Source organism: Amorphus sp. 3PC139-8 (genome assembly GCF_040750475.1).
GTDB lineage: Bacteria > Pseudomonadota > Alphaproteobacteria > Rhizobiales > Amorphaceae > Amorphus.
On sequence record NZ_JABJVY010000011.1, the window covers coordinates 35364 to 57723 of the forward strand.

The 22360-nt window shown below is 65.9% G+C and carries 27 protein-coding genes; 4 read left to right on the forward strand and 23 right to left on the reverse strand.

The annotated features are described in order from the left end of the window. The first annotated feature begins 54 nt into the window (after positions 1 to 54). Both HNS03_RS12120 and HNS03_RS12125 read left to right on the forward strand, forming a co-directional pair. Positions 55 to 333, forward strand: a complete 279-nt coding sequence (locus tag HNS03_RS12120) for a type II toxin-antitoxin system RelE/ParE family toxin (protein ID WP_367195596.1) — start codon at positions 55 to 57, stop codon at positions 331 to 333. Beyond that, positions 333 to 662, forward strand: coding sequence for a HigA family addiction module antitoxin (locus HNS03_RS12125; RefSeq protein ID WP_367195597.1), 330 nt, complete (start codon positions 333 to 335; stop codon positions 660 to 662). Before HNS03_RS12120 ends, HNS03_RS12125 begins: the two co-directional genes overlap by 1 nt. Here the strand turns inward: HNS03_RS12125 and HNS03_RS12130 are convergent. The 19 genes from HNS03_RS12130 to HNS03_RS12220 form a co-directional block, all read right to left on the reverse strand. Beyond that, positions 640 to 1098, reverse strand: coding sequence for a DNA circularization N-terminal domain-containing protein (locus HNS03_RS12130; protein ID WP_367195598.1), 459 nt, complete (start codon positions 1096 to 1098; stop codon positions 640 to 642). The two genes, HNS03_RS12125 and HNS03_RS12130, sit on opposite strands and share 23 nt — an antisense overlap. A gap of 220 nt (positions 1099 to 1318) precedes the next feature. Then, on the reverse strand, positions 1319 to 3739 hold the full coding sequence (locus HNS03_RS12135) for a hypothetical protein (RefSeq protein WP_367195600.1): 2421 nt from the start codon (positions 3737 to 3739) through the stop codon (positions 1319 to 1321). Continuing rightward, positions 3732 to 3866 carry a hypothetical protein gene (locus HNS03_RS12140; RefSeq protein ID WP_367195601.1) on the reverse strand — a complete coding sequence of 45 codons (135 nt, stop codon included), beginning with the start codon at positions 3864 to 3866 and terminating at the stop codon, positions 3732 to 3734. Before HNS03_RS12140 ends, HNS03_RS12135 begins: the two co-directional genes overlap by 8 nt. Positions 3867 to 3880: 14 nt before the next feature. Then, positions 3881 to 4219: a phage tail assembly protein gene (locus tag HNS03_RS12145; RefSeq protein WP_367195603.1), complete on the reverse strand. Its 339-nt coding sequence runs from the start codon at positions 4217 to 4219 to the stop codon at positions 3881 to 3883. Continuing rightward, positions 4216 to 4578: a phage tail tube protein gene (locus tag HNS03_RS12150; protein WP_367195604.1), complete on the reverse strand. Its 363-nt coding sequence runs from the start codon at positions 4576 to 4578 to the stop codon at positions 4216 to 4218. Before HNS03_RS12150 ends, HNS03_RS12145 begins: the two co-directional genes overlap by 4 nt. 88 nt (positions 4579 to 4666) lie before the next feature. Further along, positions 4667 to 6175 (reverse strand): phage tail sheath subtilisin-like domain-containing protein, encoded by a 1509-nt coding sequence (locus HNS03_RS12155; RefSeq protein WP_367195605.1) that lies wholly within the window; start codon positions 6173 to 6175, stop codon positions 4667 to 4669. 1 nt (position 6176) lies between these two features. Beyond that, on the reverse strand, positions 6177 to 6413 hold the full coding sequence (locus HNS03_RS12160) for a DUF2635 domain-containing protein (RefSeq protein ID WP_367195607.1): 237 nt from the start codon (positions 6411 to 6413) through the stop codon (positions 6177 to 6179). Positions 6414 to 6422: 9 nt separating this feature from the next. Beyond that, positions 6423 to 6968, reverse strand: a complete 546-nt coding sequence (locus HNS03_RS12165) for a hypothetical protein (protein ID WP_367195609.1) — start codon at positions 6966 to 6968, stop codon at positions 6423 to 6425. Between the two features lie 2 nt (positions 6969 to 6970). Continuing rightward, positions 6971 to 7291: a hypothetical protein gene (locus HNS03_RS12170; protein WP_367195610.1), complete on the reverse strand. Its 321-nt coding sequence runs from the start codon at positions 7289 to 7291 to the stop codon at positions 6971 to 6973. 3 nt (positions 7292 to 7294) lie between these two features. Beyond that, positions 7295 to 7855: a DUF2190 family protein gene (locus HNS03_RS12175; protein ID WP_367195612.1), complete on the reverse strand. Its 561-nt coding sequence runs from the start codon at positions 7853 to 7855 to the stop codon at positions 7295 to 7297. Between the two features lie 85 nt (positions 7856 to 7940). Beyond that, positions 7941 to 9647, reverse strand: coding sequence for a hypothetical protein (locus tag HNS03_RS12180; RefSeq protein ID WP_367195614.1), 1707 nt, complete (start codon positions 9645 to 9647; stop codon positions 7941 to 7943). Between the two features lie 97 nt (positions 9648 to 9744). Next, positions 9745 to 10299, reverse strand: coding sequence for a hypothetical protein (locus tag HNS03_RS12185; protein ID WP_367195615.1), 555 nt, complete (start codon positions 10297 to 10299; stop codon positions 9745 to 9747). Positions 10300 to 10333: 34 nt separating this feature from the next. Continuing rightward, a complete protein-coding gene (locus HNS03_RS12190) occupies positions 10334 to 11803 on the reverse strand; it encodes a phage portal protein (RefSeq protein WP_367195616.1) in 1470 nt (489 codons plus the stop codon). Between the two features lies 1 nt (position 11804). Then, positions 11805 to 11999, reverse strand: coding sequence for a hypothetical protein (locus tag HNS03_RS12195; RefSeq protein WP_367195618.1), 195 nt, complete (start codon positions 11997 to 11999; stop codon positions 11805 to 11807). After that, complete coding sequence (locus HNS03_RS12200; protein WP_367195619.1) at positions 11999 to 14002, reverse strand: phage terminase large subunit family protein; 2004 nt, start codon at positions 14000 to 14002, stop codon at positions 11999 to 12001. The genes HNS03_RS12195 and HNS03_RS12200 overlap by 1 nt, the downstream gene beginning before the upstream one ends. Further along, the gene (locus HNS03_RS12205; RefSeq protein ID WP_367195621.1) at positions 13999 to 14538 is read right to left on the reverse strand and encodes a hypothetical protein; all 540 of its coding nucleotides are present in this window, start codon (positions 14536 to 14538) and stop codon (positions 13999 to 14001) included. Before HNS03_RS12205 ends, HNS03_RS12200 begins: the two co-directional genes overlap by 4 nt. Positions 14539 to 14672: 134 nt before the next feature. Then, positions 14673 to 15224, reverse strand: coding sequence for a hypothetical protein (locus HNS03_RS12210; RefSeq protein ID WP_367195623.1), 552 nt, complete (start codon positions 15222 to 15224; stop codon positions 14673 to 14675). 123 nt (positions 15225 to 15347) lie between these two features. Continuing rightward, entirely contained in the window at positions 15348 to 16286 is a 939-nt protein-coding gene (locus HNS03_RS12215; protein WP_367195624.1) for a hypothetical protein, read from the reverse strand. Beyond that, complete coding sequence (locus HNS03_RS12220; protein WP_367195625.1) at positions 16286 to 17611, reverse strand: hypothetical protein; 1326 nt, start codon at positions 17609 to 17611, stop codon at positions 16286 to 16288. Before HNS03_RS12220 ends, HNS03_RS12215 begins: the two co-directional genes overlap by 1 nt. A 65-nt stretch (positions 17612 to 17676) precedes the next feature. Between HNS03_RS12220 and HNS03_RS12225 the strand changes: the two genes are divergently transcribed. Next, positions 17677 to 17976 (forward strand): BrnT family toxin, encoded by a 300-nt coding sequence (locus HNS03_RS12225; RefSeq protein WP_367195627.1) that lies wholly within the window; start codon positions 17677 to 17679, stop codon positions 17974 to 17976. Positions 17977 to 18013: 37 nt separating this feature from the next. Then, complete coding sequence (locus HNS03_RS12230) at positions 18014 to 18367, forward strand: BrnA antitoxin family protein (RefSeq protein WP_367195629.1); 354 nt, start codon at positions 18014 to 18016, stop codon at positions 18365 to 18367. 13 nt (positions 18368 to 18380) lie between these two features. On the opposite strand, the gene HNS03_RS12235 is transcribed toward HNS03_RS12230, so the two are convergent. From HNS03_RS12235 to HNS03_RS12250, 4 genes are read right to left on the reverse strand one after another with little or no spacing between them, the layout of a single operon-like run. Next, a complete protein-coding gene (locus HNS03_RS12235; protein WP_367195631.1) occupies positions 18381 to 19976 on the reverse strand; it encodes a DNA methyltransferase in 1596 nt (531 codons plus the stop codon). Next, the gene (locus HNS03_RS12240) at positions 19973 to 20953 is read right to left on the reverse strand and encodes a phosphoadenosine phosphosulfate reductase family protein (protein WP_367195632.1); all 981 of its coding nucleotides are present in this window, start codon (positions 20951 to 20953) and stop codon (positions 19973 to 19975) included. Before HNS03_RS12240 ends, HNS03_RS12235 begins: the two co-directional genes overlap by 4 nt. Next, the gene (locus HNS03_RS12245; RefSeq protein WP_367195634.1) at positions 20943 to 21302 is read right to left on the reverse strand and encodes a hypothetical protein; all 360 of its coding nucleotides are present in this window, start codon (positions 21300 to 21302) and stop codon (positions 20943 to 20945) included. The genes HNS03_RS12240 and HNS03_RS12245 overlap by 11 nt, the downstream gene beginning before the upstream one ends. Positions 21303 to 21307: 5 nt before the next feature. Further along, entirely contained in the window at positions 21308 to 22258 is a 951-nt protein-coding gene (locus HNS03_RS12250) for a DUF2303 family protein (protein WP_367195635.1), read from the reverse strand. Between the last annotated feature and the right edge of the window lie 102 nt (positions 22259 to 22360).

A 22360-nucleotide genomic window follows, 5' to 3' on the forward strand; every position in this document is an offset into this window, starting at 1 on the left:
GAAAACTGTCAGCCATCGCTTGACACATTAAGTGTCAGGCGATACCTTACACACATGATCAGGAGCATCCGACATAAAGCGCTCGCCGCCTACTGGACCAAGGGCCGGACAAAGGGCCTGAACGCGCAATGGATCTCTCGGATCAGCCGCATTCTGCGCGCCCTCGACGTCGCCAGGGAGCCGCGCGACATGGACCTGCCCGGCTACTATTTTCATGGCCTGACCGGGCGGGATGATGGTCGCTACTCGGTGCGCGTCACCGCCAACTTTCGGATCACGTTCGCCTTCGAGGGCGAGGACGCGATCGAAATCGATTTGGAGGATTATCACTGATGGATAGACACCACTCCATTCCGCCGATGCACCCCGGCGAGCTGCTTCGGGAAGACGTCCTGCCCGCCCTGGATGTATCCAAGGCGGAGCTGGCGCGGACCCTCGGCATCTCCCGTCAGACGCTTTACGACCTCATCAACGAACGCCAGCCCGTGACCGCCGAAATGGCCGTCCGGCTGGGCAAGGCCCTTGGCAGCAGTCCCCGCTTTTGGCTCGACTTGCAGCGCGCTTTCGATCTCGCCGCCGCCGAGCGCTCGGTCGACGTCTCCCGCATTCCCCGGATCGCCGCCGTAAAAGATCCGGATGTCATCGATCGCCCAAGAGGATGACGGACTCGCGGGCATCCGTCACCGCAGACGTCAGACCAGCCGCCGGATTGGCCCGCGCCGTGGGACCCGGCGCGCCGCCCACCTCGACCCCTTCGAAATCGATCGTGCCGTAACCGCCGTCGACGCGCGTGGTGCGCGTGACGATATTGACGCAATGGACCATCCAGGCGCCCTGTTGCGGCAGCACCAGGAGCCCGCCTCCCGGCGCCTCGCAGATCAGCCGGAGCGCCGCCAATTGGACGTCATAGTCCGCGCCGATCGTGTAGCCGCGCACGTAGAAGCGGCGGGCACGGCGACCGAATTCCTCCGTCGACGGCATGTCGCGGCCCGGATATTCGTGCACCGCGACGCGCTTGCCGCCTTCAGACTCGTCGTCGTCGACATGAAACGGCACCCCCCGAAAGGATGCCGGCAAGAGCCGATCCCGCCAACTCATGATCGCCCCCCCCACCAGTGCGCGACCGCGCGACGAAGAAGACCGCCAGCAAAGGCCGACCGGCCGCCGCGCCTCAAGCGGCGCGGAGTGGCGCAAGTGGCGCGGAGCGCGGAGCGCGACGGGGACCAATAAGTGCCACGACCGGGACGCGAAGAAATGGCGCGCCCCGTCCGGAGGCAGGGCCGAAGGCCCGAACGCCGTGAGGACAACAGAGCGCAACTCATCCCTTCCCTCGCGGCATGCTCCGCCCGGTATCCAGCCGCACGTCGTCGAAGACATGCCCGCTCGGCTCCGAATAGGCGAGGCTCGCGCCGCGCGGCGCGCCCCGGATCGCGATTTCCAGGCGCGACACCCCGACCCGTTCGTCGCGCCGGGGCGCGGGCGCGGAGAGCTCCGCGCGGAGCGAGGCGATTTCGGCGCGCAACGCGCCGATGTCCGGCGCGGTGCCCGTCCGCGCGCCGGCCGGCATGGCCAGGCCGCCGTGCACGGCGGCCGCCACCCCGGCGGCCGCAAGCCCCGCCGCCGCCGGGTTCATGCCGCCGGCAAGCTGGCGCACGATCTCGCCGCCCATTTTCGGCAGATTCTTGAGCGGGCCGAGCTTCGCCGGCGACTGCGGAAAATGATCGGCGACCGCAGTTGCCGCGTCGCTCGCCGCCCCTTTGGCCTCCGGAAGGCCGGCCCGGATGCCGGCGGCGAGCTGGCGCATGCTCGCCAGGCCGGAGGCGTAGAAATCCTGGCCCGCGAACAGGTTGGAGATCGCCCGCACGGTCTGGGCAATCGAGGCTTGCGCCTCGGCCCCGCCGGCGGCCACGCCATCGGCGAGCCCCTGCCCGCCCTTATCGCCGGCTTCGGTCAGTGCGGACTGCAGCTCGTCGGCATCCCGCTTCACGCCATGGCGAAAGGCCTTGCGGTCGGCCGCGCTCGGATAGGAGCGGCTTGCTGCAGGCGCATCGGAGCGAGAGACGGGCGAGACCTGTCGCGCCGCCTTTACGTAGTCGAAAAAGACGGAGCGAAGATCATCGCCCAAGTTGTTCAGAAAGCTGTTGACCGGGCCGAACACAGAATCGTTCGCCCACTCGTTCATGGTCTCGCTGTTGGTCCTGGCGCGCTCTACCTTTTTTTCCGTCGGCATCCGCAGCTCGTTGGCCACCAGCGAGCCGACGTTAAGCACGGTGAAGGCCATTCGGCCAAAGCCGATCCCATAGCCTCCGGCCTTCGGCGCAGGCGAGGCACCGCCCGCGACGACACCCGTCCCCGACCCTGCGGCGGGCACGGACGCGGGCGCTGGAACACCGGCCGCAGCCTTTGCCGCCCCAGCATAGGTGCGCAGCCCCCCTGCCGCCCTTTTGCTAAGGCTGATGATGTCCCGCATCGAACCGACCAAACCGGCCGCGCCAAATCCGATCATCGCCCAATCGAGCGCCGACAAGTTCTTCATGTTTTCGACGAACTCGCCAAACGAATTCGATCCCGACACCACATCGTAGAGCTTGGCCGCAGCGGTCGCGATCGCCGCCAGCCGTCCGATCCGCGTCGCAAGCAGCGCCACACCGAGCCGGCCAACGGCGACGGCAAGGCCCGCAAGCCCTGCGATCGCGCCGGCGAACGGTGCCGCCGCCAGCGCGCCGAGCGATCCCAGGATCAGATTTTCCGGCCCGCCGACGAAGCCCGACAGGCTTTGCGCCAGATCGCGACCCGCCCGGGCGACGGCGGTGAACGTGCGGCCGACGCGGGACCAATTCACTCGGTCGAACAGGTCGACCATGGTATCGAGACCACCGAGCAAGCGACCCGAAACGACTTCCTTGTTGGTCGCCACCCATTCTTTCAGCGAGGTGATCATGGGCGTGATCTGCGGCAGAAGCTCCTTGCCGATGGTGACCTTGAGCCCCTTGAGGGCGTAGCTCGTCCGAAAAAGCTCGTCGTTGAAGGCTTCGGCCGCGGCCGCGTCTTCGTCGCTGACCACGCCCCCGAGATTGCGGCCCTCCTTGATATAGTTCCGGATCGCCTCGCCCGACTCCTGGGCAAACCGCACCAGGTTCTGCCCTGAGCGCGAAAAGGCGGCAGCCGCAAACGCATTGCGCTCCGCCGCCGGAAGGTCCCGCATTGCGGAAATCAGAAGCTCGAAGGCCTCCGCCCCGCTCGTCGTATTCTTCAACTGCTCCAGAAGTGCCGGGTTGGTCTTCTTGAGATAGGTGTTGAGCGACCCCGTTCCGGCCTTCAGTTCGCCGATCCGCTTCGTCATTGCCTGGACCGAGGCGTCGATCGTCTCGCCGGACACCCCGATCAGCTCACCGGTGTAATGCAGATCGCGGAGCTGTTGCACCGTGAAGCCGACCTGGCGGCCGAGCTTGGCGAGCCCGTCCATTTCGTTGGCGAATGACCGCATGGACGCCGCAGCACCTGCAAATGACAGAGCGGCGGCGATGCCCGACAGGGCGCCGAGCGACCGCACCAGGCCCGCGCTCGCACCCATCAGCGGACGCGCGGCACGGCCGACCCCGCGCATCTCGCGCGCCATGCGCGAAAGGCCCGTGTTCCGGGCCATGGCCTGCATGTTCCGACCGATCGACCGGAACGTGCGGGTCGCGCGATCGTCGGCTCTGACGACGATCTTTGCTTCGCGGGTGGTGTCAGCCACGATTGCGCCTCTTGGCGATGCGGTGGGCTTGCTGCAGCTCGATCACGAGCCGGGACACCGGCATCGCCAGATAGCGATCCGTGTTCCGGTCCCAGAAATCAGCGAGGTCAAAGGCGAGATCGATCAAGTCTTGCGGATCGACTACGTCTCGCCCGTCCCGAAAAAACCGTTCACCAGGTTCTGCAGCGCCATGTAATCGGACAGCGCCATTCGCTCGAGCGACGACGGCGGGACGCCGCACACCCGGGCCATCAGCCTGTGCATAACCTTCTGATCGAAGCGGAACGCGCCCTCTTCCGCTAGCACGACGATGGGATTGCCGCAGGCCAGGATATCGGTCGGCTCCAGCTCGCGGAGCGTGAGCCGCTTCACCTCCTCGCCATGAGCTTGGATCGGCTTGGAGAGCGGAAGCGTGAGTCCGTCGTCATCGCTCGCGTCGGATGCGGTCAGCGCCGCTTCGGATGCCTTCGCCGCGCTCATTTGATCTGCTCCCCGCTCATCCCCTCGAATCGGCCGGTGATCTCCGCATCGTCCGCGTTGATCTCGCCGTCGCCGGCGAACCACGCCGAGCGCAGCATGTAGGCGGTGTTGTTGGCGAGCTCGACGGTGACGGTCACGTCGTCATGGTCGTGCAGCGTGTCGATCGAAAATCCCGGCTGCGTCGTGAAGGTGCCTTCGATGTAGGGGACTTTCGGCGTTTCCTTGAAGCCGTGCGTCCCGTCGAGACCAGCAACGCCCTCGCGCTGTGTCGGCGTGACGTTGACCGTAAAGGACCCTTTCGCGAGATATTGGGTCCCGTCCACCTTGATGTACAAGGTGCCGGAAAGAAGGTTGCTCATGTCGGTTCTCCAGAGCGAGCGTCGCCGTGGCCGCGATCAGGCGCGGCCCGGCAGGCGCACAAGGAAGCGAGTAGGAAGGCCCGGCCGATCAGGCCCCGACGTCGTTCGCGTACTGCAGGCGGAACTGCGCCAGCGTGGCGAAAAGACGGAGCTGATTGACCAGATCCGGCGGATAGAGCGCGTCGAGCCGGTTCGGCTCGGTCACGCTGCGCTCGACCACCAGGTTCGCCTTGAAGGACCGCATGTTTTCCACCTGCCCTTGCAGCTCCAGCTCGGCATAGCGGGCCACGATCTCGCCGGCGGCGACCGACGGCGTCACGATCTTCTGGCCGGCGCCGAACTTGGTGCCGTCGTCGGCGAGCTTGTGGCGCGGGTATTTGCTGGTGACCGCCGAGCGCAGGTCGCGCAGCACATAGGCAAGCGTCGCCAGCGTCGTGGTGTCCAGATAGGCGGTGTCGGCCTGGTCGTAGGCGTTTTTCTGGTAGGTCGAAATCGCCCGCTCGATCTGGACCGTCCCGTCCGACATCACCTTGCTGGTGGCGATCCCGTCATAAAGTAGCGTGTTGCGTTCCGTCCCACTGAAGCGGTTTTCCCGCGGCTCCGCCATGATGCCCAGAAGTGGCAGCGTCTGGAGCGGGCGCGCCGGATCGTTGCCGTAGCCCTTGGCCGCCTGGGCGGCATAGGCGGCGGCGATCTCCCACGGCGGCGACGGCCGCGCGGCGGGATAGCCGAGTACCGAAATTGCCGCATCGTTGCGGGCATTGCCGAAGGTGGTGAGCTCGCCCTGTGTGCCGCGCTTGGCCGACCAGACGTGACCGTAGAGCTGGCGCAGCCAGCCCCAGCGTCCGGCATCGCCAAAGCCGAATTCCGCATCGATCGCGTTGAGCGACGTGGTATCGGTGTAGGGAAAGGCGACGTGCTCGTAAGGCTCGTCGCCGAGCGCGGCGATCGAATTGGCCAGATCCGGCGCCGAGGTGCCGCCCGTCATGGCCGTGATGGTCACGCCGATGCCCGCCGGCAGCGCCTCGCCGGCAAGGTCGCCGCCGAGATTGACGCCGACATGGATGTCGTTGCCCGTCTCGCCCTTCCACTTGGCCGTCAGCGTGACCGTGCCATCGGTGTTGGACGCAGCCACCGGCAGGTCGGCCGCCGCCGTCACCGCAGCCTCGACCGCGTCGCCAACTTCCGTCGCCGTATCTTCGTCGGCGACCGCGATCTGCAGCCGCTGGCCGGCGATGTAGAGCGAGAGCGTGCCGGCCGCCGAGGCGGGACCGGAAAATTCCAGCGTGCCCGACGCTTTCTGGCCGCCGGACGGCTCGGTCTGCGGCAGGCAAATGAGCTCCGACGAGACATTGTTCGCCAGGAACGTTTTGACCATGCGCGTAAGCATGGAGCCCGCGCCGAAGGCCGCCTTGGCCGCAGCGGTCGAGGAGATCGGAATCGGCACGTCGGCCGTCGCCGTGCCGGCCGACAGCATCACGCCGAAAAGCAGCGCCGGCTGGTCGATCGTGCCCCGGCCGGCCTGGCTGGGATCGATCTCGGCGTAAAACAGCGGCACCCGCCAGCCGGCGGGAATGCTGTTGAAGGAAATCGGCATCTCAGGCCTCCTTGGTCGGATCGGGGATCGGATCGGCGGCGGCGGGCTTGGCGGGCGGCGGCGTGGGCGCCGCCGGCTTCGCGCCCTTGGCCGGCTTGGTGCCGAGCGCAACATCCCCGTCGTTGAGCCGGCGCCGCCAATAGGGGTGATGGTCCGGCACCTCGCGCCCCTTTGCGGGCACGGATTCGCCGGTGACCGGGTCACGCACCAGGCGACCCGGAACGGGTTTGATCCACATCGGGACCTCCTAATCCTGCGGCGGATGAATGTCGGCGCCCGGATTGAACGGGTCGCCGTCGACCGGGTCGTGCGCGCGCACGGCCAGCGTCTCGAAATCGTCCGTGATCACCGGCGGATAGGCGATCCAGTCGATCACCTCGATCGAGATCACCGCTTCAATCGAGCGAAATTCGCCGGTGTCCTTGGCGTCATAGTCGACCTCGACCGATCCGGTCCCGCCGACCTGCTTGACCCAATCCGCATCGGTCAGCAGCGCCGACAGGCAAAGGTCGATATCGCCGTCCAGGTCGTCGTCGAGCTCTTCCGCCGCCCCGGCCGCCCGGGTGATGGAGATCACCAGGCGCCGCGTGCGGCCAAACGTCGGCTCGCCGGTCCCTGCATGGCCGTCGACCTGATAGCTGCCGGAGCGCAGATAAAGCCGCGCCCGGGTCAACGCGTCCGCCGGGATCGGCGCGAAGCGCGAGGTCTCGACCCGACCCTCGGCAAGGCCCGCCGCCGCCAGACGCTGCGCCGTCATGGTCCGCAGCGTGGTCCAATTCGCCGTCTCGCCCATCGTCACGCCCTTTTCAGGATCAAGTCGGCTCCACCCTGCCCGTCCGGATGGACGTCATGGACAAGGTAGGAAACGCCCGCCAGCGCCACCCGATCGTCCTGGACCGGGGGCACCGCGAACTCGTCAAGCCGAATTCCCAACACCGGCTCGCGCGACGTGACGTAACCCTGTTCCGTCGCGACCTCGATCGTGCTGTTTGAAAACACGCCCCGGGCCGGATAGGCGGGCTGACCGGGCTGCGATTTGGTCGGCGTGACGGTGGCATCGTGCCGGAACGCCGTCATCGCCGGCCGCAGCACCAAGGCGGAAAAGTCGATCGCCATGGCTTAAGAGCTGGCGAGCTGACCCGCCGTCCGCAAAGCGCCCTGGAGCTCGTTCTGCTTTGCAGCCAGCTCGCGGACTGTCGCCTGCAGCGCGGTGACGATGGCGGCATCCGTCCCGGACGCCGTCCCGGACACGTCCGGCAGATCGCCGTCGTTGGTGCCACCGATCGCGCCGCCGTCCTCCGTCAGATCGGCGACAGCGGCCGCTTGCGTGATCGCCCCCGACGGATCGGCCGTCGTTCCATTCAAGCGCACCATTCCATAGTCGGTCGGGTTCGCGGCGTCGGCGACGGCCGCACCAATCAGGGAGTTACCGGCGGCAACTTTCGTCGCCTTCCCGGCGGTGGCGTCCCAATAGATCAGGTCGCCAACCGACCATGCTTGCGCGCTCGTCTTGTCGAGCATGTGCACATCTTCGGTCATGATCTCGACCGGATCGCCTTCTGCGGTACCGTAGGCGGCAACGCCGAAAAGCGACCCGATCAGCACACCGTCCCCCGACGAGACACCGCCGGCCGGCGCCGTGATGGTGATCACTTTGCCCGGCTTCACATAATCCTTCATGGCTTCACTCCGTTGTGAGCGTCTGGAACGACAAAGGGCGACCGCTTGGGTCGCCCTTTGTCAGGTGTCAGATGTCGAATGGCGTCTAGCTGCCGCCGGGACCGGGGTTCTTGTACATCGCCCGCCAGTCGATCGCGCCCGCACCAAAGTCGAGCCGGGCTTTCCACTCCACGCCGTCGACATCGAAGCCCATGCGGGTGTCGGTGTAGACCCCTTCCTGGCCGTCGAGATAGGCATATTCGATCGTGTCGATCATGCCCTGGTCGGGCGTGGAAAACAGATACCAGGCCTTGGTGCTGTCGTCGTCGAGCAACGGCTCGACCAGCGGCTCGAGCGAGCGACGGAACGGGTTGGCGTCACTAGCCGATGCCGGCACCGTTTCGTTGGACAGGAACTGCAGCACCACCGTTTCGAGGGCGGACGGAACCGCGATCAGGTTGGCGTTGATCGACAGGCGATAGCCCTTTTCGCCGCGCTTGCCGCCCGGGTCGACCGAGCGCTGCTGCCGCATGGCGTGCCGAGCCGCGCCGACGGTATCGACGCCGATCGCGCCACCGGTGTCGGCGAGATTGCCATGCTCCGACGAGAACAGGTTTTCGCCGTCGGCCATCTCGGCATTGCCGGTCACGATCGACCAGACGATTTCGTTCTCTAGAGCAGCGGCGGCAACACCCCACGCCCGAGGCACCCGGGTGAACACATCCAGCTGATCGTTGATCAGCACCTGCCGGGTCACCCCGATGATGCGGCCGAACGTATCGAGCTGATATTGTTCCTTGCCCTCGCCGATCGTTCCGCGCTGGTATTCGCCATCTTCGTTGACCTTAAGGAGACGCGGGTTGTCCCCGATCTGGGCGCGAAGGATCGGGCGGAAATCCGATGCCGTGGTCCGGCGCGCGATCCGGCGATAGGTCCGCGGGGCATGCTCGTAGGCACGGCGCAGCGAGATATTGATCTGATTGCTCAGAACGATCGGAAAGTCGCTCGTCGAGTGGAGCCCGGCGCGGCGAGCGAGCTGACTGTCTCCCATCCCGAGAGCCAGCTTGGCCACCTCGTCGGCCGACAGGCCGCGAACGTGAACGCCTTCCTGTTCCAGGCAGTCGCGCGCCATTTCGATCAGCCGCATACCGCGGTACTGGCGGGCACCCTCCTGCAGCTCGACCGACGGATCGAGGCGGTGCTCGAAGGCATTCGACATCAGCGCGATGCGGGTCTCCCGCTCATCCTGGCCGCCCGGCTCGACACGGTGGCCCCGGGCGCGCGGCGCAGCGTTCCGATTGAGTTCGGCAAGTCGGCGCTGCAGGTCGGCCCGCACCTCGTTGATGTCGGTGCCGGCGTCGATGAAGCCATCGGCATCGCTTTCCTCGAACCCGAAATCGCGAACCGCAGTTCGGATATCGGCGATCCGGCGACGTTCGGCCCGTACCGCCTCGACAGTGTCGGACCGGCGCCCGGTATTGCGCTCTTCCCGCTCCCGTTCGGAGATCTGCGAGCGCACGTCTTCCAGATCGGCAAGCACTCCCTGATGCTCGGCTTCGATCTGGCGCGCGTCCTCTTCGGGAAGATCGTCGGTCAGTTGGCCGAGCAACTCGGTGGCGCGCGTTTCAAGCTCCTGGCGCCGGGAGCGCAGCGCCACCAACGGCGTGTTGGCGGCGATCAGATCCATCCCGAGGTGGTGCATCGACCAGCTCGAAAGCAGGTCGGGCGCCAGCGCACCGCCGACCACAAAAGCGACGACGAAAAAGACGGCGGTCACACCGATGGCCGCCATCATGACCTTGGACAACTTCATGGGTCCATTCCTCATGCTGGTGCCGGGGCAAGCGCCGTCGTCCTGCGGCCCCGGCGGAGCGCAGGCGGCAAAGTCCGCGTAACGCGAAGCTGGCGGATCAGGCCGGAAGGCCGAGCGCGCGCGATCGCATGCGCATGCGCACACCGATCGAGCCGGCCCCGGGCGAAATCACAGAACAGGGAAACGTGCGCTCGGCGGCACGAGTCTGCGCGCCCGCGTCGAACGGCACCGAGACCATGGAAATTTCCATCGGCTCCCAGTCGACGATGCGGTGAAGGTCCGGCCCGTCGGTTTGCTCGATGATCTCGCGGCGATAGATCGCGTACCCCACAGACACGGACCTAATGATGCCGGCCATCACGTCCGTCCAGATCGGGGCGACCTCATCACGGGACGAAAAGCGAAGCGTCGCGATCCCCTTTCCGCCCTCAATCCAGGCCCGCTCGACAACCCCGATCTGCCCGTCGAGGTCATAGGCATTGTGCGAATTCAGGACCGGAGCACCGGCGTTAAGGCGATCCATGCGCACCGCGTTGTCGCTGACGACGAGTTCTTCCTCGAACGGGTCAGAAAAGAACGGACGGCGCAGGCCACGGGCGCCCGTCGTCCACACTACGTCGATCGTGCGGGCTTCGTCGTTCGCGCTCGCCACGCGGGTTTCCGCCGCCCGGGTCTCGAGGGGCAGGTCAATCCTGCGCTGTGTCATTGGCATCCCCATTGTCATCGACCGGCGCAGTGGCATCCCCGGCGGACTTCGCACCGAAATCCACCCCGGCGGCTTTGAGCCGCGGCGACCACTTCTCGACTTCTTCCGCCTGCTCTTCCGGATCCTCGCCGGTCTCGGCGACCATCTGCGGCCACGTCTTTCGGCCGAGCCGCAAGTCCCGTTCGATCGCTTTGCCGTCTTTGTCCGGATCGACCATCGGCCGCGGTGGCATCGACCAATCGCAGGGCGGTACATCGCGCGGCCCCTTGCCGACGCGGGCGAATGCCTGGTGAACCCGCCGCCAGGCGGGCGCCAGGATCATCGGCACGATCATGTCCCATTGCCAGTGGTCCAGATCGAGCCAGAAATCGAGTTTTCCGGCGCGCATCGATGAATAATTTGCCTGCGACAGATCGCCGGTCATCATCGAATAGGTTACGCCCGCGCCGGCGGCAGCCGACTGGCTTTGCACGCGCAGATATTCGCCAATCCCCGCAGACGACTGCGGCGACCCGAACTGCACATCCTCATTGACACCAAGGTAGTGGATCAGACCGGGCGAGATCCGTTCGATCCGCCGGCCGGTCTCTTTTTCCTTCGACGATTGGGCGATCGTTCCCGCCCCCTCATCGATCTTTTTGACGAAGGCGGTGAAGCACGCTTCGATCTTCTTTCGGATCAGCTCCGCATCTTCGTATTCGGCGATATCGCGCATCTTGAGCGCGACCGGAGCAAGCCACGGAATGCCCCGCGCCTGCCCCGGTCGCAGCACATCAAACACGTGATCGACACGCGTGGCGTCTACACGACGGCTCTGCCAACGCGTCGCCGATCTAGACACCACCTCACCAGGATGATGGTCGAACAGCCAATAGGCGACCCGCTCGCCATCGGCGTTGAATTCCACCCCCTGGATGATCGTGGCGTCGCCCCGCGCTTCCGTTTTCCCCGTGTCGAGGTGGTCCGCCTCGAGCACATCGACGGCGATCGGCGCATCGACATCCGGCGTATCCCGCCAGACAAGCAGGACCTCGCCGTCGCGCACGATTGCGCGGCAGGCCAGCCAAAGCTGGGCATTGAAGCTCGTGCGTGTGTGCCGGTCGCTGGTGGAAACGAATTTCCACCAGTTGTCGCGCACGCGTTTCGAGATCCTCTTGCCGCTGATGCGCGGCGTAATCCCTCCGCCGACCATGTGGGACGGCAACCGCCGGAAGATCGCCGCTGCATATGCGTTGTTGCGTTCCAGTTCGCGGCAGCGAAAGCGGAGTCGATCCAGGCCGGACGCCGCTTCGGCGTTTGCCGATGTGCCGGTCGCTTGCCATCCGCGAGTGCGCCGATCGAGGCGCGCCGCGTCGAACCCGCGCGCCTCGTCTATGACTGTACGCCAGTACAGCCGTTCAGCAGCCGCTTTGGGGCTGATCGCCCCGATCGCTCGATCGAGAAAATTCATATCAGTCGCGCGAGAATTCGGCGTAGCTGGTGCTGACCTGTGTTCCGCCCGACACCTGCCGGGCCAAGCGCGACCTGGCGGTCATCATCTCGTCGAGTTCGCGATAGGTCACTGATCGGCCGTCGTAGCTCACGGTGCGCGCGCCGGATGCGATCGCCTCGTCGAGCGCAGCAAGTTGTTCTTGCAGCGATGCCATCACCAGAAATCCTCAACCCGCTCGTCGAAATAGCCATCGTCCGAATGTTGCGGCTGGGACTGAGGCGCCGGCGCATTGTCCGTGTTCTCCGTCGGCTCCGACGGTGGCATGTGGGCGGGCGCAGCCGCGATCTTGACCGGATCCGGCGCCAGGAGATCAGGCTCGGCGAGCTCGACAGGAACGCCTCGCAAGCTGGCCACTTGCGCCCACTGTTCTGCGGTCATCCGCGAGAGGCCAAGATATTCAGCCATTGCCGTCGCGTAGACGCGACAGTCGAGCAAATGATTGTCCTCGCGCGACGGCATCCAACGGCGCCGCGTGCGGCCCTTGAATTTCTCTTCGCCAAGGTATTCGGCGGTGATCTGCTTGAAGTAGTTGAGATCGAGAAACCTGCCGAAGTGGCAGTAGCCAGGAGGATCCGCATCCGCGCCATCCGCTCGCCCGGGCTTGCGCAAATACGAATAGAAGTCGCCCTTGAGCGGCCAGGTCCCTACCGGCCAGAGCGTCGCGCCGCGACGGATCCGCTTGCCGGCAAGGGTGATGTCGACCTGGGTCGGCGTTCCGATCGCGGGACGGGTCCATCCATCAATACCGTAGATCGCGAACGCGCGCGCTCGACCGCGCGCGAAGGTATAGACCTGATTGGAGCGGCCGCCGTCGCCCGCGTCCACGGCCATCGCGTCGATCTCGCGCATCCGGCCAAAGGCATCCGGAAACCGCTCGTCGTAGACGCTCGCAAGCTTGAGCCATGCGCCGGCATTAGGCACGTCGGTGTCGCCATCAAGCCAGCGCGCCGAGACCGTCCAGCTCTGCCGATCGGGTGCCCAGGCGACGACTTCCACCCATATGCCCGAATGCTGGACATCGGCTCCCGCCGTCAGAAGCAAGCCGCGCGGCGGGATCCGGTTTTCTTCCAGGTCCTGATCGCGGCGGGCATAGAGCTTTTCATGGTCGGGCGCGTCACCGCGCATCTCGAACGAAAGGCCGAGCCAGAGATTATAGAAAGCCTTGAGATTGGTGTCGTTTCCCTGCGCGTTCCACCAAGCCTCGGCGATGTGGTCCCAGGTCGTCAGCTGGGAAATCAGCGCATCGATATGCCAGGACGGATAGAGACCATCGGAATTGGTCGGCACGAAGCGCCCGGCCCGGACCAGTGTCGCTTTCTCGTGATGCTCGATAATCGTGCCGCAGCACGGCGCGACATAGTGCGCCTCGTACGGGGCCTTTCGGTTGAACTTGAGCCCCTTGAACTCGAAGTGGAATTCCTCGCCGCAGTGCGGACACCGCACCTTCCACAGGCGCTGGTCTCCGGCGAGATAGAGCCTATCCACCCGCGAGGAGCCGGTGAGCGTCGGTGTCGAGAGCGCGAGAAGACGCCAGTCGCCGGTCGCGTGGAACGCCGTGAAGCGGCCGAGGTAAAGGTCGAGCGGGTCGCCCTGCTTGTCGAGATCGTCGGCCCACTCGTCAATTTCGTCGGCGACGCCGACCTTGAGCGTCTTTGACCGGAGATCCTTGGTCGAGTTGGCATTGATCAGGACCAGCGAACCGCCGGGAAAGCGCTTCGAGGTGGTGGTCGATCCTGTCGCGCTCCGCGACGTCTGCCCCTTGACCTTGGCCCTGAGGACGTCGGTCTGCTCCAGAACCGGCGACAGCTTTTCCCGGTTGAATTCCTGCAACTGATCGATCGTCGGAGCGGCATAGGAAAGCCGTGCCGGCGCGGCATCGATGTAGTAGCCAAGCAGACCGATGCCGGCGACACTGACACCGGTCTGCTGCGACTTCCGCACCACGCCGAAGGTCGTTTCGGAGTCCGGGCCGAAAGCGTCGATAATCTCCGGCACGTACGGAGTGAGGGAACGATCCCATTTCGAGCCCGAACGCGGCCCGTCCGGCACGATCAGATGCTCGGCCGCCCACGCCGACGGCACCATCGCCGCCGGCGGCGCAAGCACGGCCGCCAGCGCGCCGGCGACGATCGCGAGTGCGGATTTATATCCGGTCACGCGGCATCCTCCTGCTCTTCCTCGTCGATCGTTGCCGTCATCGAATTTGAAAGCGTCTCGCGCATCCCCCGCGCGATCTTCTTGAGCTCGCGCCGCAACCCCGCAACGCCATCACGGGAGAGGGCCGCGGCGAGGTCGTCGGCGTGGGCGGGCAATTGATCAATGTCCCGGACCAGACGTTCGGCGCAGATTTGCATTGCGCGCTCGACCTCGGCGATCGGTCGCACAAGGCCGACCTGCCGCTCGTATTCGAGCCGCCGCATCTTCGCGGAGTATTCGGCATCGTCGGCCCGCGCTTTGGTCAGGCGGGCGCTGCCGCTGTCGTCGCTGGCCGCGGGTGTCTTCGGCGTTTCCCGCGCCGGCTCGTTCACCCGCTGGATCGTCTGGCCGAGAGCGAAATCGGCTTCGGCCGGATCAATCAGGATCTTGCCGCCCTCTAACGTGAACGGGATCCTCTTCGCCTTGACCATCTTCCCGACGGCCGCCCTGGTGACGTTGCGATGCCGCGCGTAGTCCGCTTGCGTCATCAGCGCCATTCGGTCAACTCCGGCACCTCGAAACCGTCAACCGAGTAAACCCGGTCAACCTTATTTTTCCGCAGAATTTCTGACGAATTCTCGGGGCAGCGCCCAGCCGTCGCGCCACCCTCTCCGGGAAGGACCCGTTTGGTTCACTTCCGGCCGAGCCGGCGCCCAAGCTCATGCATCAGGCGGTCGGCAAGGCCGTCGAATGCCCGAAGCATCGCCGGATAGCTTTCGCCTTTGACCATTTCGTCCGGAATAGAGGGGCCATAGAGCTTGGTGATCGGACGGCGCTTCTTAGAAATCCGGCGATACACCTCCCCATCGTATTTTTCGATGATGAAGGCGCCCTTCGCGACCTGCCGCCGGCCCCAGCCCTTATGCGACACGCCCTTTCGGACCTGCCGCGCGCCGAAATTTTTGAGCGACAAGTTCTTACCCCACGCCCGGATTGTGAAGACGAGGTCTCTTGGTTGCGCTTTCACCTTGCGCATGTGCTGCTTGGTCTGGCCGACCGGCAGCCCCGTCTCTTTTGCGGTGGCGCGCGCGACTTGCGTAAAGGCCACGTTTCCGCGCTGGTTCATGGCAGCGGCCACAATCTTCGGCCCATCTTTGCCCGCGCGCTCGTAGACCTCGCCCAAGGCGACGATCTGACTGACGTCGACATCAAAGACAGCGTGGCCGCCGCGTATCTGTCGCATCACATGTCCCCACTCCCGCGCCCGAGAGACGCTGAAACGACGGCGCCCGCCGCGGGGAATCTCCCCGGGCGGGCGCACTATTCGCTTATGGGCTCAATATATGCGACCCCATGACATGGGGTGTCAAGTCACCGCAGTTTCCCTGGACTTCGCCGCGCGCTGCTTTTCCCCACCTTCGCGATATGATTCGGCGACCGCCGGCCGCGCCCCCTCGCCCATCCACGACACCACGCCCCGCCCATGTCCGCCGCGCGCAGCGCCGTAGCCGAAGAAATCCGCCGCCCGCTCCAGGGCCAGGCGCAGCATGAAGCCGGTCCGATCCCGCGCCCGACTGGAGCAAATGCCCGACCCCAACACGAGCTCTTCCTCGAAATCCTTCGCGCAGATCGAAATCGTCTCGCCGTAGCCCGCCACCCGCACCAGAAGCGCCGTCATGTCCGCGCCGAGGAACGCCCGCAATCGCTGCAGCTTGCGCCCGGCGTCGATCCGATGATCGGCGATTTCCACGCGCACCCCGCCGCGTCCGCCGCCGTCCATCACGATCGACTTCACCGCGTCGAGCCCCAGGGCTTCCACCAGCCGGCGCACCTCTCGCCCCGCCTCGCGCTCGCCCTGGCCGATCAATCGTCCGCCGTCCTTTCGGCGCTGATGGAAAAGCTGCTCGATGGGATCGTGCCGGGCATTGCGGGTCACCGGCTCGAAGCGCATGGGATGCTCCGGCGACAGCTCCCCCGCATAGGGGCTTTCCACCGTCTCGGTCACCAGATCCCGCCGGCCCTCATAGCCCGGCCCCGACGCGCCCTCGCCGCCCTTCGCTTTGTGCCGCTTCTTTGCCGGAACCGCCGCCGGCGCCGGCTTGTCCGCTTCGCGACACCAGTTCAGGCGTGCACGATACCGGGCAGCACGACGGTTGTTATCGACCACCCAATTGATGCAGGCCGTCCGGCTCCAGGCCCGAAAGACTTCGTGCCCGGCATCGTCACGCACCACCCATCCCGTCGCGTCGTCATCACGTGGGACAACCCGATACGGGCCAACTTGACCGCCTTCGTGCTGGGACATCAGATCCGCGCCTCCGCTGGTAATTCGTCGGGGTTCTCGTGGGCAAAAGCGGCGCCCGGCGGCCATTCGCTCGGCAGGAAAAACCAGCGCTTCTGATCGAACGACGGCCACGACGCGCCCGGATCCCGCGTCTCGAACCACCGTCGCCAGGCCCGCCATTCTTCGCTGTCGCTGGCGATCTTGGCGCGATCCTCCAACACGGTCAGATCCGGCAGATCCTCGCGCTTGCACGACCACGTGCCGGACGGATTTTGCCGCGCCTGCTGCAGGGCCAGCTTGATCGGCAATCCCCGCTTGGCCCGGTTCACCAGGTGCTCGAACCAGGCGGGCGACCAGTGCTTGAAGGTCCGGTTTTCGCCGACGAGCGTCACGCCGTGCGCCGCCTTTTCCGGCTTGGCCGCCTTCGCGGAGGCCGCCGCAGGCGCCCCCCTCGGCAAGTTGAGCTGATCTGGATCGAGGTAGCTCTGCAGGAACATCGGGGTGCGCAGCTTCGCTGCCCGGCGCTGTTCCAGCCATTCGGGAAGCCCGTCGAGCGCCTTCTGACGTTCCTCCGGCGTCAGTGCGTTCCAGGCCCGGCGCACCTCGGCGATCGGATACTGCCGACCGGCCGGATACGCCGCGATCATGTCGTAGACCGTCTTGCCCCCCGACGATAAGCGGTCGCTCGCTCCGGCGCCGGATGGGTGGTCCAGGTCGGTTTTCGTCCCGGTCGCTCCGGCTGCGCCTTCGCTCCGCGCCTCTTGGTCCCCTTCCCGATCCAAATCGGATTCGCGCGCTTGCGCGCCCTCTCTCTCTTCGGAGGGGTCTATGGAGGGGTCTAAGGGGTAGGGTGACACCATTGTGTCACCCTTTTCGGCCTCATATGTCACCCTTTTATGGGCGCAGATGTCACCCTTTTCGCCGCCGGAAATGGGTGACATGGTGTCACCCTTTTTTTCCGTCCCGGTCGCGGCGTCGTCGCCTTCCCGGTCACGCCCGTCCGGTCGCTCCGCGCCACTTGGCGCCTCTTGCTCCAGGGCCGCCCATCCTTCCCCCGCCAGAAGCGCCAGCCGGTCGAGATCGAAGCGATATTCGGTCGGCCGCCCCTTGCCGCGTCCGCCCACTCCGTCGCGCACCTTGATCAGGAGGCCGACCGACAGGAATTCGCCGAGCACGCGCTGCACCTGCCGTTCGCTACACAGCGCCGCGCCCGCGATCGAGGCCACGCCCGGGAAAACCTTCGTCCCGTCCGGGTCGGCCGCGTCCACGAGCTTCAAAAGCACCAGCTTGCGCGTCTGTGTGACGGTGTCGGCCACCATCGCGTCGCCGAGAAGCCGCGCGCTCATGGCGTCGCCTCGCAGTATCGCGATAAATGTATGCACAAAAACCGCTTGTAAGCGGTCAATTTAGTATGTACATAAACCCTATGACCACGCCGCAGCCGATCACCTTCGACGACGCCAAGGACACCGTCAATCGCGAGCGTCACGGCATGTCCCTGTCGGAGGCCGCGCGGTTCGATTTCGAGACCGCCTATGTCCGCGTTGACGACCGGCACGACTACGGCGAGCGCCGCGAAATCGCGATCGGGCTGATCGGCCGGCGGCTTCATGTTCTGGTGTTCACAATGCGCGACGAAACCGTTCGGGCTATTTCGCTGCGCAAAGCCAATCTGAGGGAAATCAAGCTTTATGACCAAGCGCGTCCGTAAGGCTGCCGAAAGGGTGCCTTCCCGGACTTTAAGCTTCATGACCCGCCCGTCCCGCAGCCACCGGCAGTCGGCCGACGCGAGCGAGCAGGCGCGGCTTGACGCCAAAATGGCCGAGGCCAAGCGGATCGCCCGCGAAAGCCTTGAGGAGATCAGCGAGGAGGAAGCTGCCGCGCTAACTGCCGCCGCCGAAGCCGACCCCGACAATCCGCCGCTGGAGAGCCTGGAGGGCTTCGTCCGCGCGAAGGGCGGCCGCCCGCGTTCGGAACACCCGAAAACACGGGTCACCATGCGGCTCGATTCAGACGTGGTCGCTCGGCTGAAAGAAGACGGCCCCGGCTGGCAGACCCGTGCGAACGCCACCCTTCGCAAGGCGCTCGGACTGAAGAAGTGAGGCATGCGCCGGCTCATTCCGCCGCCTCCTGACCGCCCTTATCAGTCCCGGTTGCTTCGCTCTGCGCCTCCTGCCAAGCAAACAGCCCCTCCGGCGCTGGCGCCTCGCCCTTGGCCTTGGCGGTCGCCCGCCGCCGCTCTTCCGGGCCGGCCAGCGCGAGCGCCATGCGGCGGCGGATATCGGCCTGATATTCCGACTCCCGCTCGATCAGGACCGCGCTCATCCCTTCCCGGAACGCCGCCTCGCCGGTGGTGCCCGTGCCCGCGAAAGGATCGAGCACGACTGGTCTTTTTGCTCGCTCCCTGTCCGGGCTTCGCCCGTCCGCGCCTCTTGTTGCCTCCCGGTCCGGCATTCCGCCGTCCTCGCCTGTTGGCGGCGTCACCAGCCGCACCAGCCATTGCATCAGGTCGAGCGGCTTGACGGTCGGGTGACGGGAGCCCAAGCGGTCGCCGCCGTCCGCCTTGTCGGCGTAGAAAAACCGGGCGGCGGAGCCGGAATCGCCAAAGCCGGGGTCGCGTCGCTCGCGTTCGTCGCGGCCAGTCCCATAGATCGCCCCGGCCCGAAACGCCCCGAGCGAGACTTGCCCGCCGGAGCTCTTGCCCGTGTCCGGAAAGCCGGCTGTCGCAGCATCGCTGCCATCGTGCACCAAATTCGCCGGCCAGCGACCGACAGCGCAGTAGTTCCCGCGATCCTTTTCAAAGCGGCCATAGACCGCGTTTTTCATGGGCCCGCTGCCGAAATCGGCGTGCCTGTTCTTGCCCATGCTTTCCGCTTTGTCCGCAGCGTCGGCAAAGCCCACCCGGCAGCCGTCGATATTCAGCGCCCCGGTGCCGTGGGACTCGGCGGTCTCGGCGACCGTGCCGGACAGCGGCTTGCGCGCAATCACGATCGGCTCATAGGCGGGCTTCAAGGCGGTGCCGTAGCCCGCAAACGCGTTAGCCAGCGGCGCGCGAAAGGGCGGCTCGCGCCGCATCTCCGCCCCGTCGCTCGCATAGACCCACACGGTCCGCCCATCGCGCTTTTCCGCCCGGCAGAGCTTGCGCTCCAGATCCAGGGCCACCGCGTGCGACTTCGGAAAGCCCGTTCCGAAAATCCAGGCGAGCTCGCCGGAAAAGCCGCTTTCCTCGACACACCGCCAGAAGGCGTCGGCCTGGGCATCCGACAGCGTGTCCACAAAGGCGCGAATGGCGACGTCCTGATCGAACAGCCGGAGAAACCGGTCGCGAACCTCCAATCCGCCCGCCTCGATCGCAACCGCCATGTGATGGACGTTCTTCGGCGCCGCGAACGCGACCAGATGCGCCCCCGGCTTCATGACGCGCGCCAGGGCCGCCCACGTCTCCGCCCGAAAGGCGATGTCCCCGCCGTCCCATTCCTTCCCCATGAAGCCGCGGGAGGCGCGCGCATAGGCGCCGGTGTGGTGCGCGGCGGCCCCCGGTTTTGCAGCCGCCGCCCCCTCCCCGCCGAACCGCTTCACGATCGACGTGAAGTGATAGGGCGGGTCGGTCACGACGGCGTCGATGCTCTCCGGCTCGAGTGCGGCCAGCACGTCCAGGCAATCGCCCGAATGCAGCGTCACCCGCCCATCGAGGAAGGATTCGGACGTCATTCGACGCACTCCCCTTCATCCGCCTGGCACAGCACCCCCTCTGTCGAGAGCAAAATGTCGCCTTGCTTCTCAATCCACTCTCGAAGTTCTCGACGGGTATATCTTTTGGAAAACTTCGCTCCGCTTGCGAAATTCTTTGCAAGCGAGATGACCACCGAATTCGGAACGACACCATCCGCGTAGGAAAGCGCGAGATCTTCCAACTCTTCATGGAACCGTCGTTCAATCCGCTCAAGCCGTTCCTCGTCGGATAGCGCTTCCCACAGAGCAGATATTTCAGCTTCCAGGCGCTCCCACCAGAAGGCGCGATCGGGATAGTCCCGAGAGAGCGCCGCAAGAAATTCCTCGGATTTAAGGAAGCATCCGTCGCAATTTCCTAAGGCGCACTTCCCGCGGATCGTCTTCAAATTCAGATCGAATGACTGGCAATTCCAGAAAGAGCCGACGTCGAACCTTCCGACACCGGCATCCACCAAGGGCAGCCATCGAACCCATCGCTCGCGCAGGTCCGCCTTGCCGGCATGGCGCTTCGGCTCATCCTTTCGGATGCCAACAGCAGCCGTCCAATGCTCCCATCCGATCGAACGGAGATAGTCGCGCGCCGCCCGCACTTTCAGTTCGGCTGTGCAAAATCGCGCCGCGAGATTCGGCAGAAACTGGCGCTCTCTCACAAGCGCCTCAAACGGCTCGCCGTTTCGGGCGGCCGAGTTGTGCCCCACGACCTCGAAGCGCTCGCCCGCCGGACCCGGCCGCCATTCTACCCAGGTGATCGGCACGCCCCACCGCTCGCCGCAATCCCGAACAAAGTCAAGGGTCGCAGGCATCTCGCGACCGGTGTTGGCGAACACGACACGCGCGCGATCCGGCAGGCCATCATTTGCCTTCAGGATCTCATGCAGCATGTAGGCGGAGGTGCGGCCGCCACTGAAACTGATCTGGACGTTTCCGTCCGGCAGAAGAAACGGGCTATCGCTCACGCGCTTGCTCCGCAGTCTCGCCTCTTGAAACGATCTCATCGAAAACGACGCCCAACGGGCCGGCCGGTGCGCCGGCTTCGTCGCGGGTCAGCGCGCGGCCGATCTCCGCCGCCGGCACGCCGTATTGCAGCGCCAGCGAGGCGATGACGCCGGCGTCCCGCGCCGTCGCTTCCACGGGCGAGCCCGGCTTGCCGGCAGTGAGGAAAAGCTCCAGCGCCGGGCCGAGTGCGCCGGTGCCCGCGTCGAACGGACGCCCGATCGCGGCGTGATAGGTCACGTTGCCGACGGCAAACGTGACCGTCTCGTGCGCGCGGCGGCTCGGCAGCTTTTCCCGCGTGGAAGGTGCCATCCCGATCAGCTTTCCGGCTGGCCCTCGTAGGCGGGCAGGCCGGTCGCCTCCGCCGCCTTGGCGAGGTCTTCCAGAACGCGGCCGGTGATGACGATGTCGGGCCGGTACATCTGGAAAAACCAGCTGATCGCGCCGCCATGCGCCCGGTAGCGCAGTCGCACGGGAATGCGCACCGATTGGCCGCGGACAAACACCGGCACCGACAGCATGAACAGCCCCGGCACCACCAGCCGCTCGCCGCTGGCGTCGGTGTGGGTTTCCTCAAACACCACCTCTGCCTCGCCCGACTGCAGGATCCGCGAATTCTTGATCTTCTGGCCGACGTGCACCTGCAGCCCGCGCGAAAGCTGGACCAGCTCCGCCGGCGTGGCGAACTTGGTGCCGAACAGCGGCTCGAATTCGCGCCGTTCGTCCTCGCTGGGCGTTGCCAGCTCGGCGATGCGCTCCTCGAGGAAGGCGGCGAAATCGTCCTGCGGCATCCGCTCGCCGTTGGCGGCGATCCAGGCCTGCCATTCCTCCGTCAGCGGGAAGGCATAGGCGATCCGGTGGTCGCCGTGGCGGGCCTGGGCGTCGCTGTCGTCGGCGTCACCGTCCGGCACGGACTCGTGGTAGTTGATCACCGCCGTGAAGCCCGGCGCCCGCCAGTCGGTGTCGGCGAAAATCGCCGAATGCAGATCCGAGTGCCGGTTCACCAGCTCGCAGAACGACTCCAGCGTCAGCGCGGTGGCCGTGCCCTTGCGCCGGCGCGGGTGAAGCCGGAAGCGCTCGATTTCCGTGTAGACGGACACGACCTGGCCGTGCTTGGGATCCCACAGCAGCGGGACCGTCGCCGGCAGCCCCTCGCCCAGCCCTTCGGTCAGGATCGAGAATTGCTTGAGCGCGCTCGCGTCGACGGCAAGCGACGCCACGTGGCGGGTGTCGATCAGCGCCGGCAAGGCGCCATGGGTGTCGGACATCTTCAATCTCCGTTTTTTTAGGTCCCGGTCCGGCCTCCGGCCGTCCTCGCCTCTTGGTTGGTGTCGTTCAAATCGAGAGTGCGCGCCTTCTCGCCGGCCGTT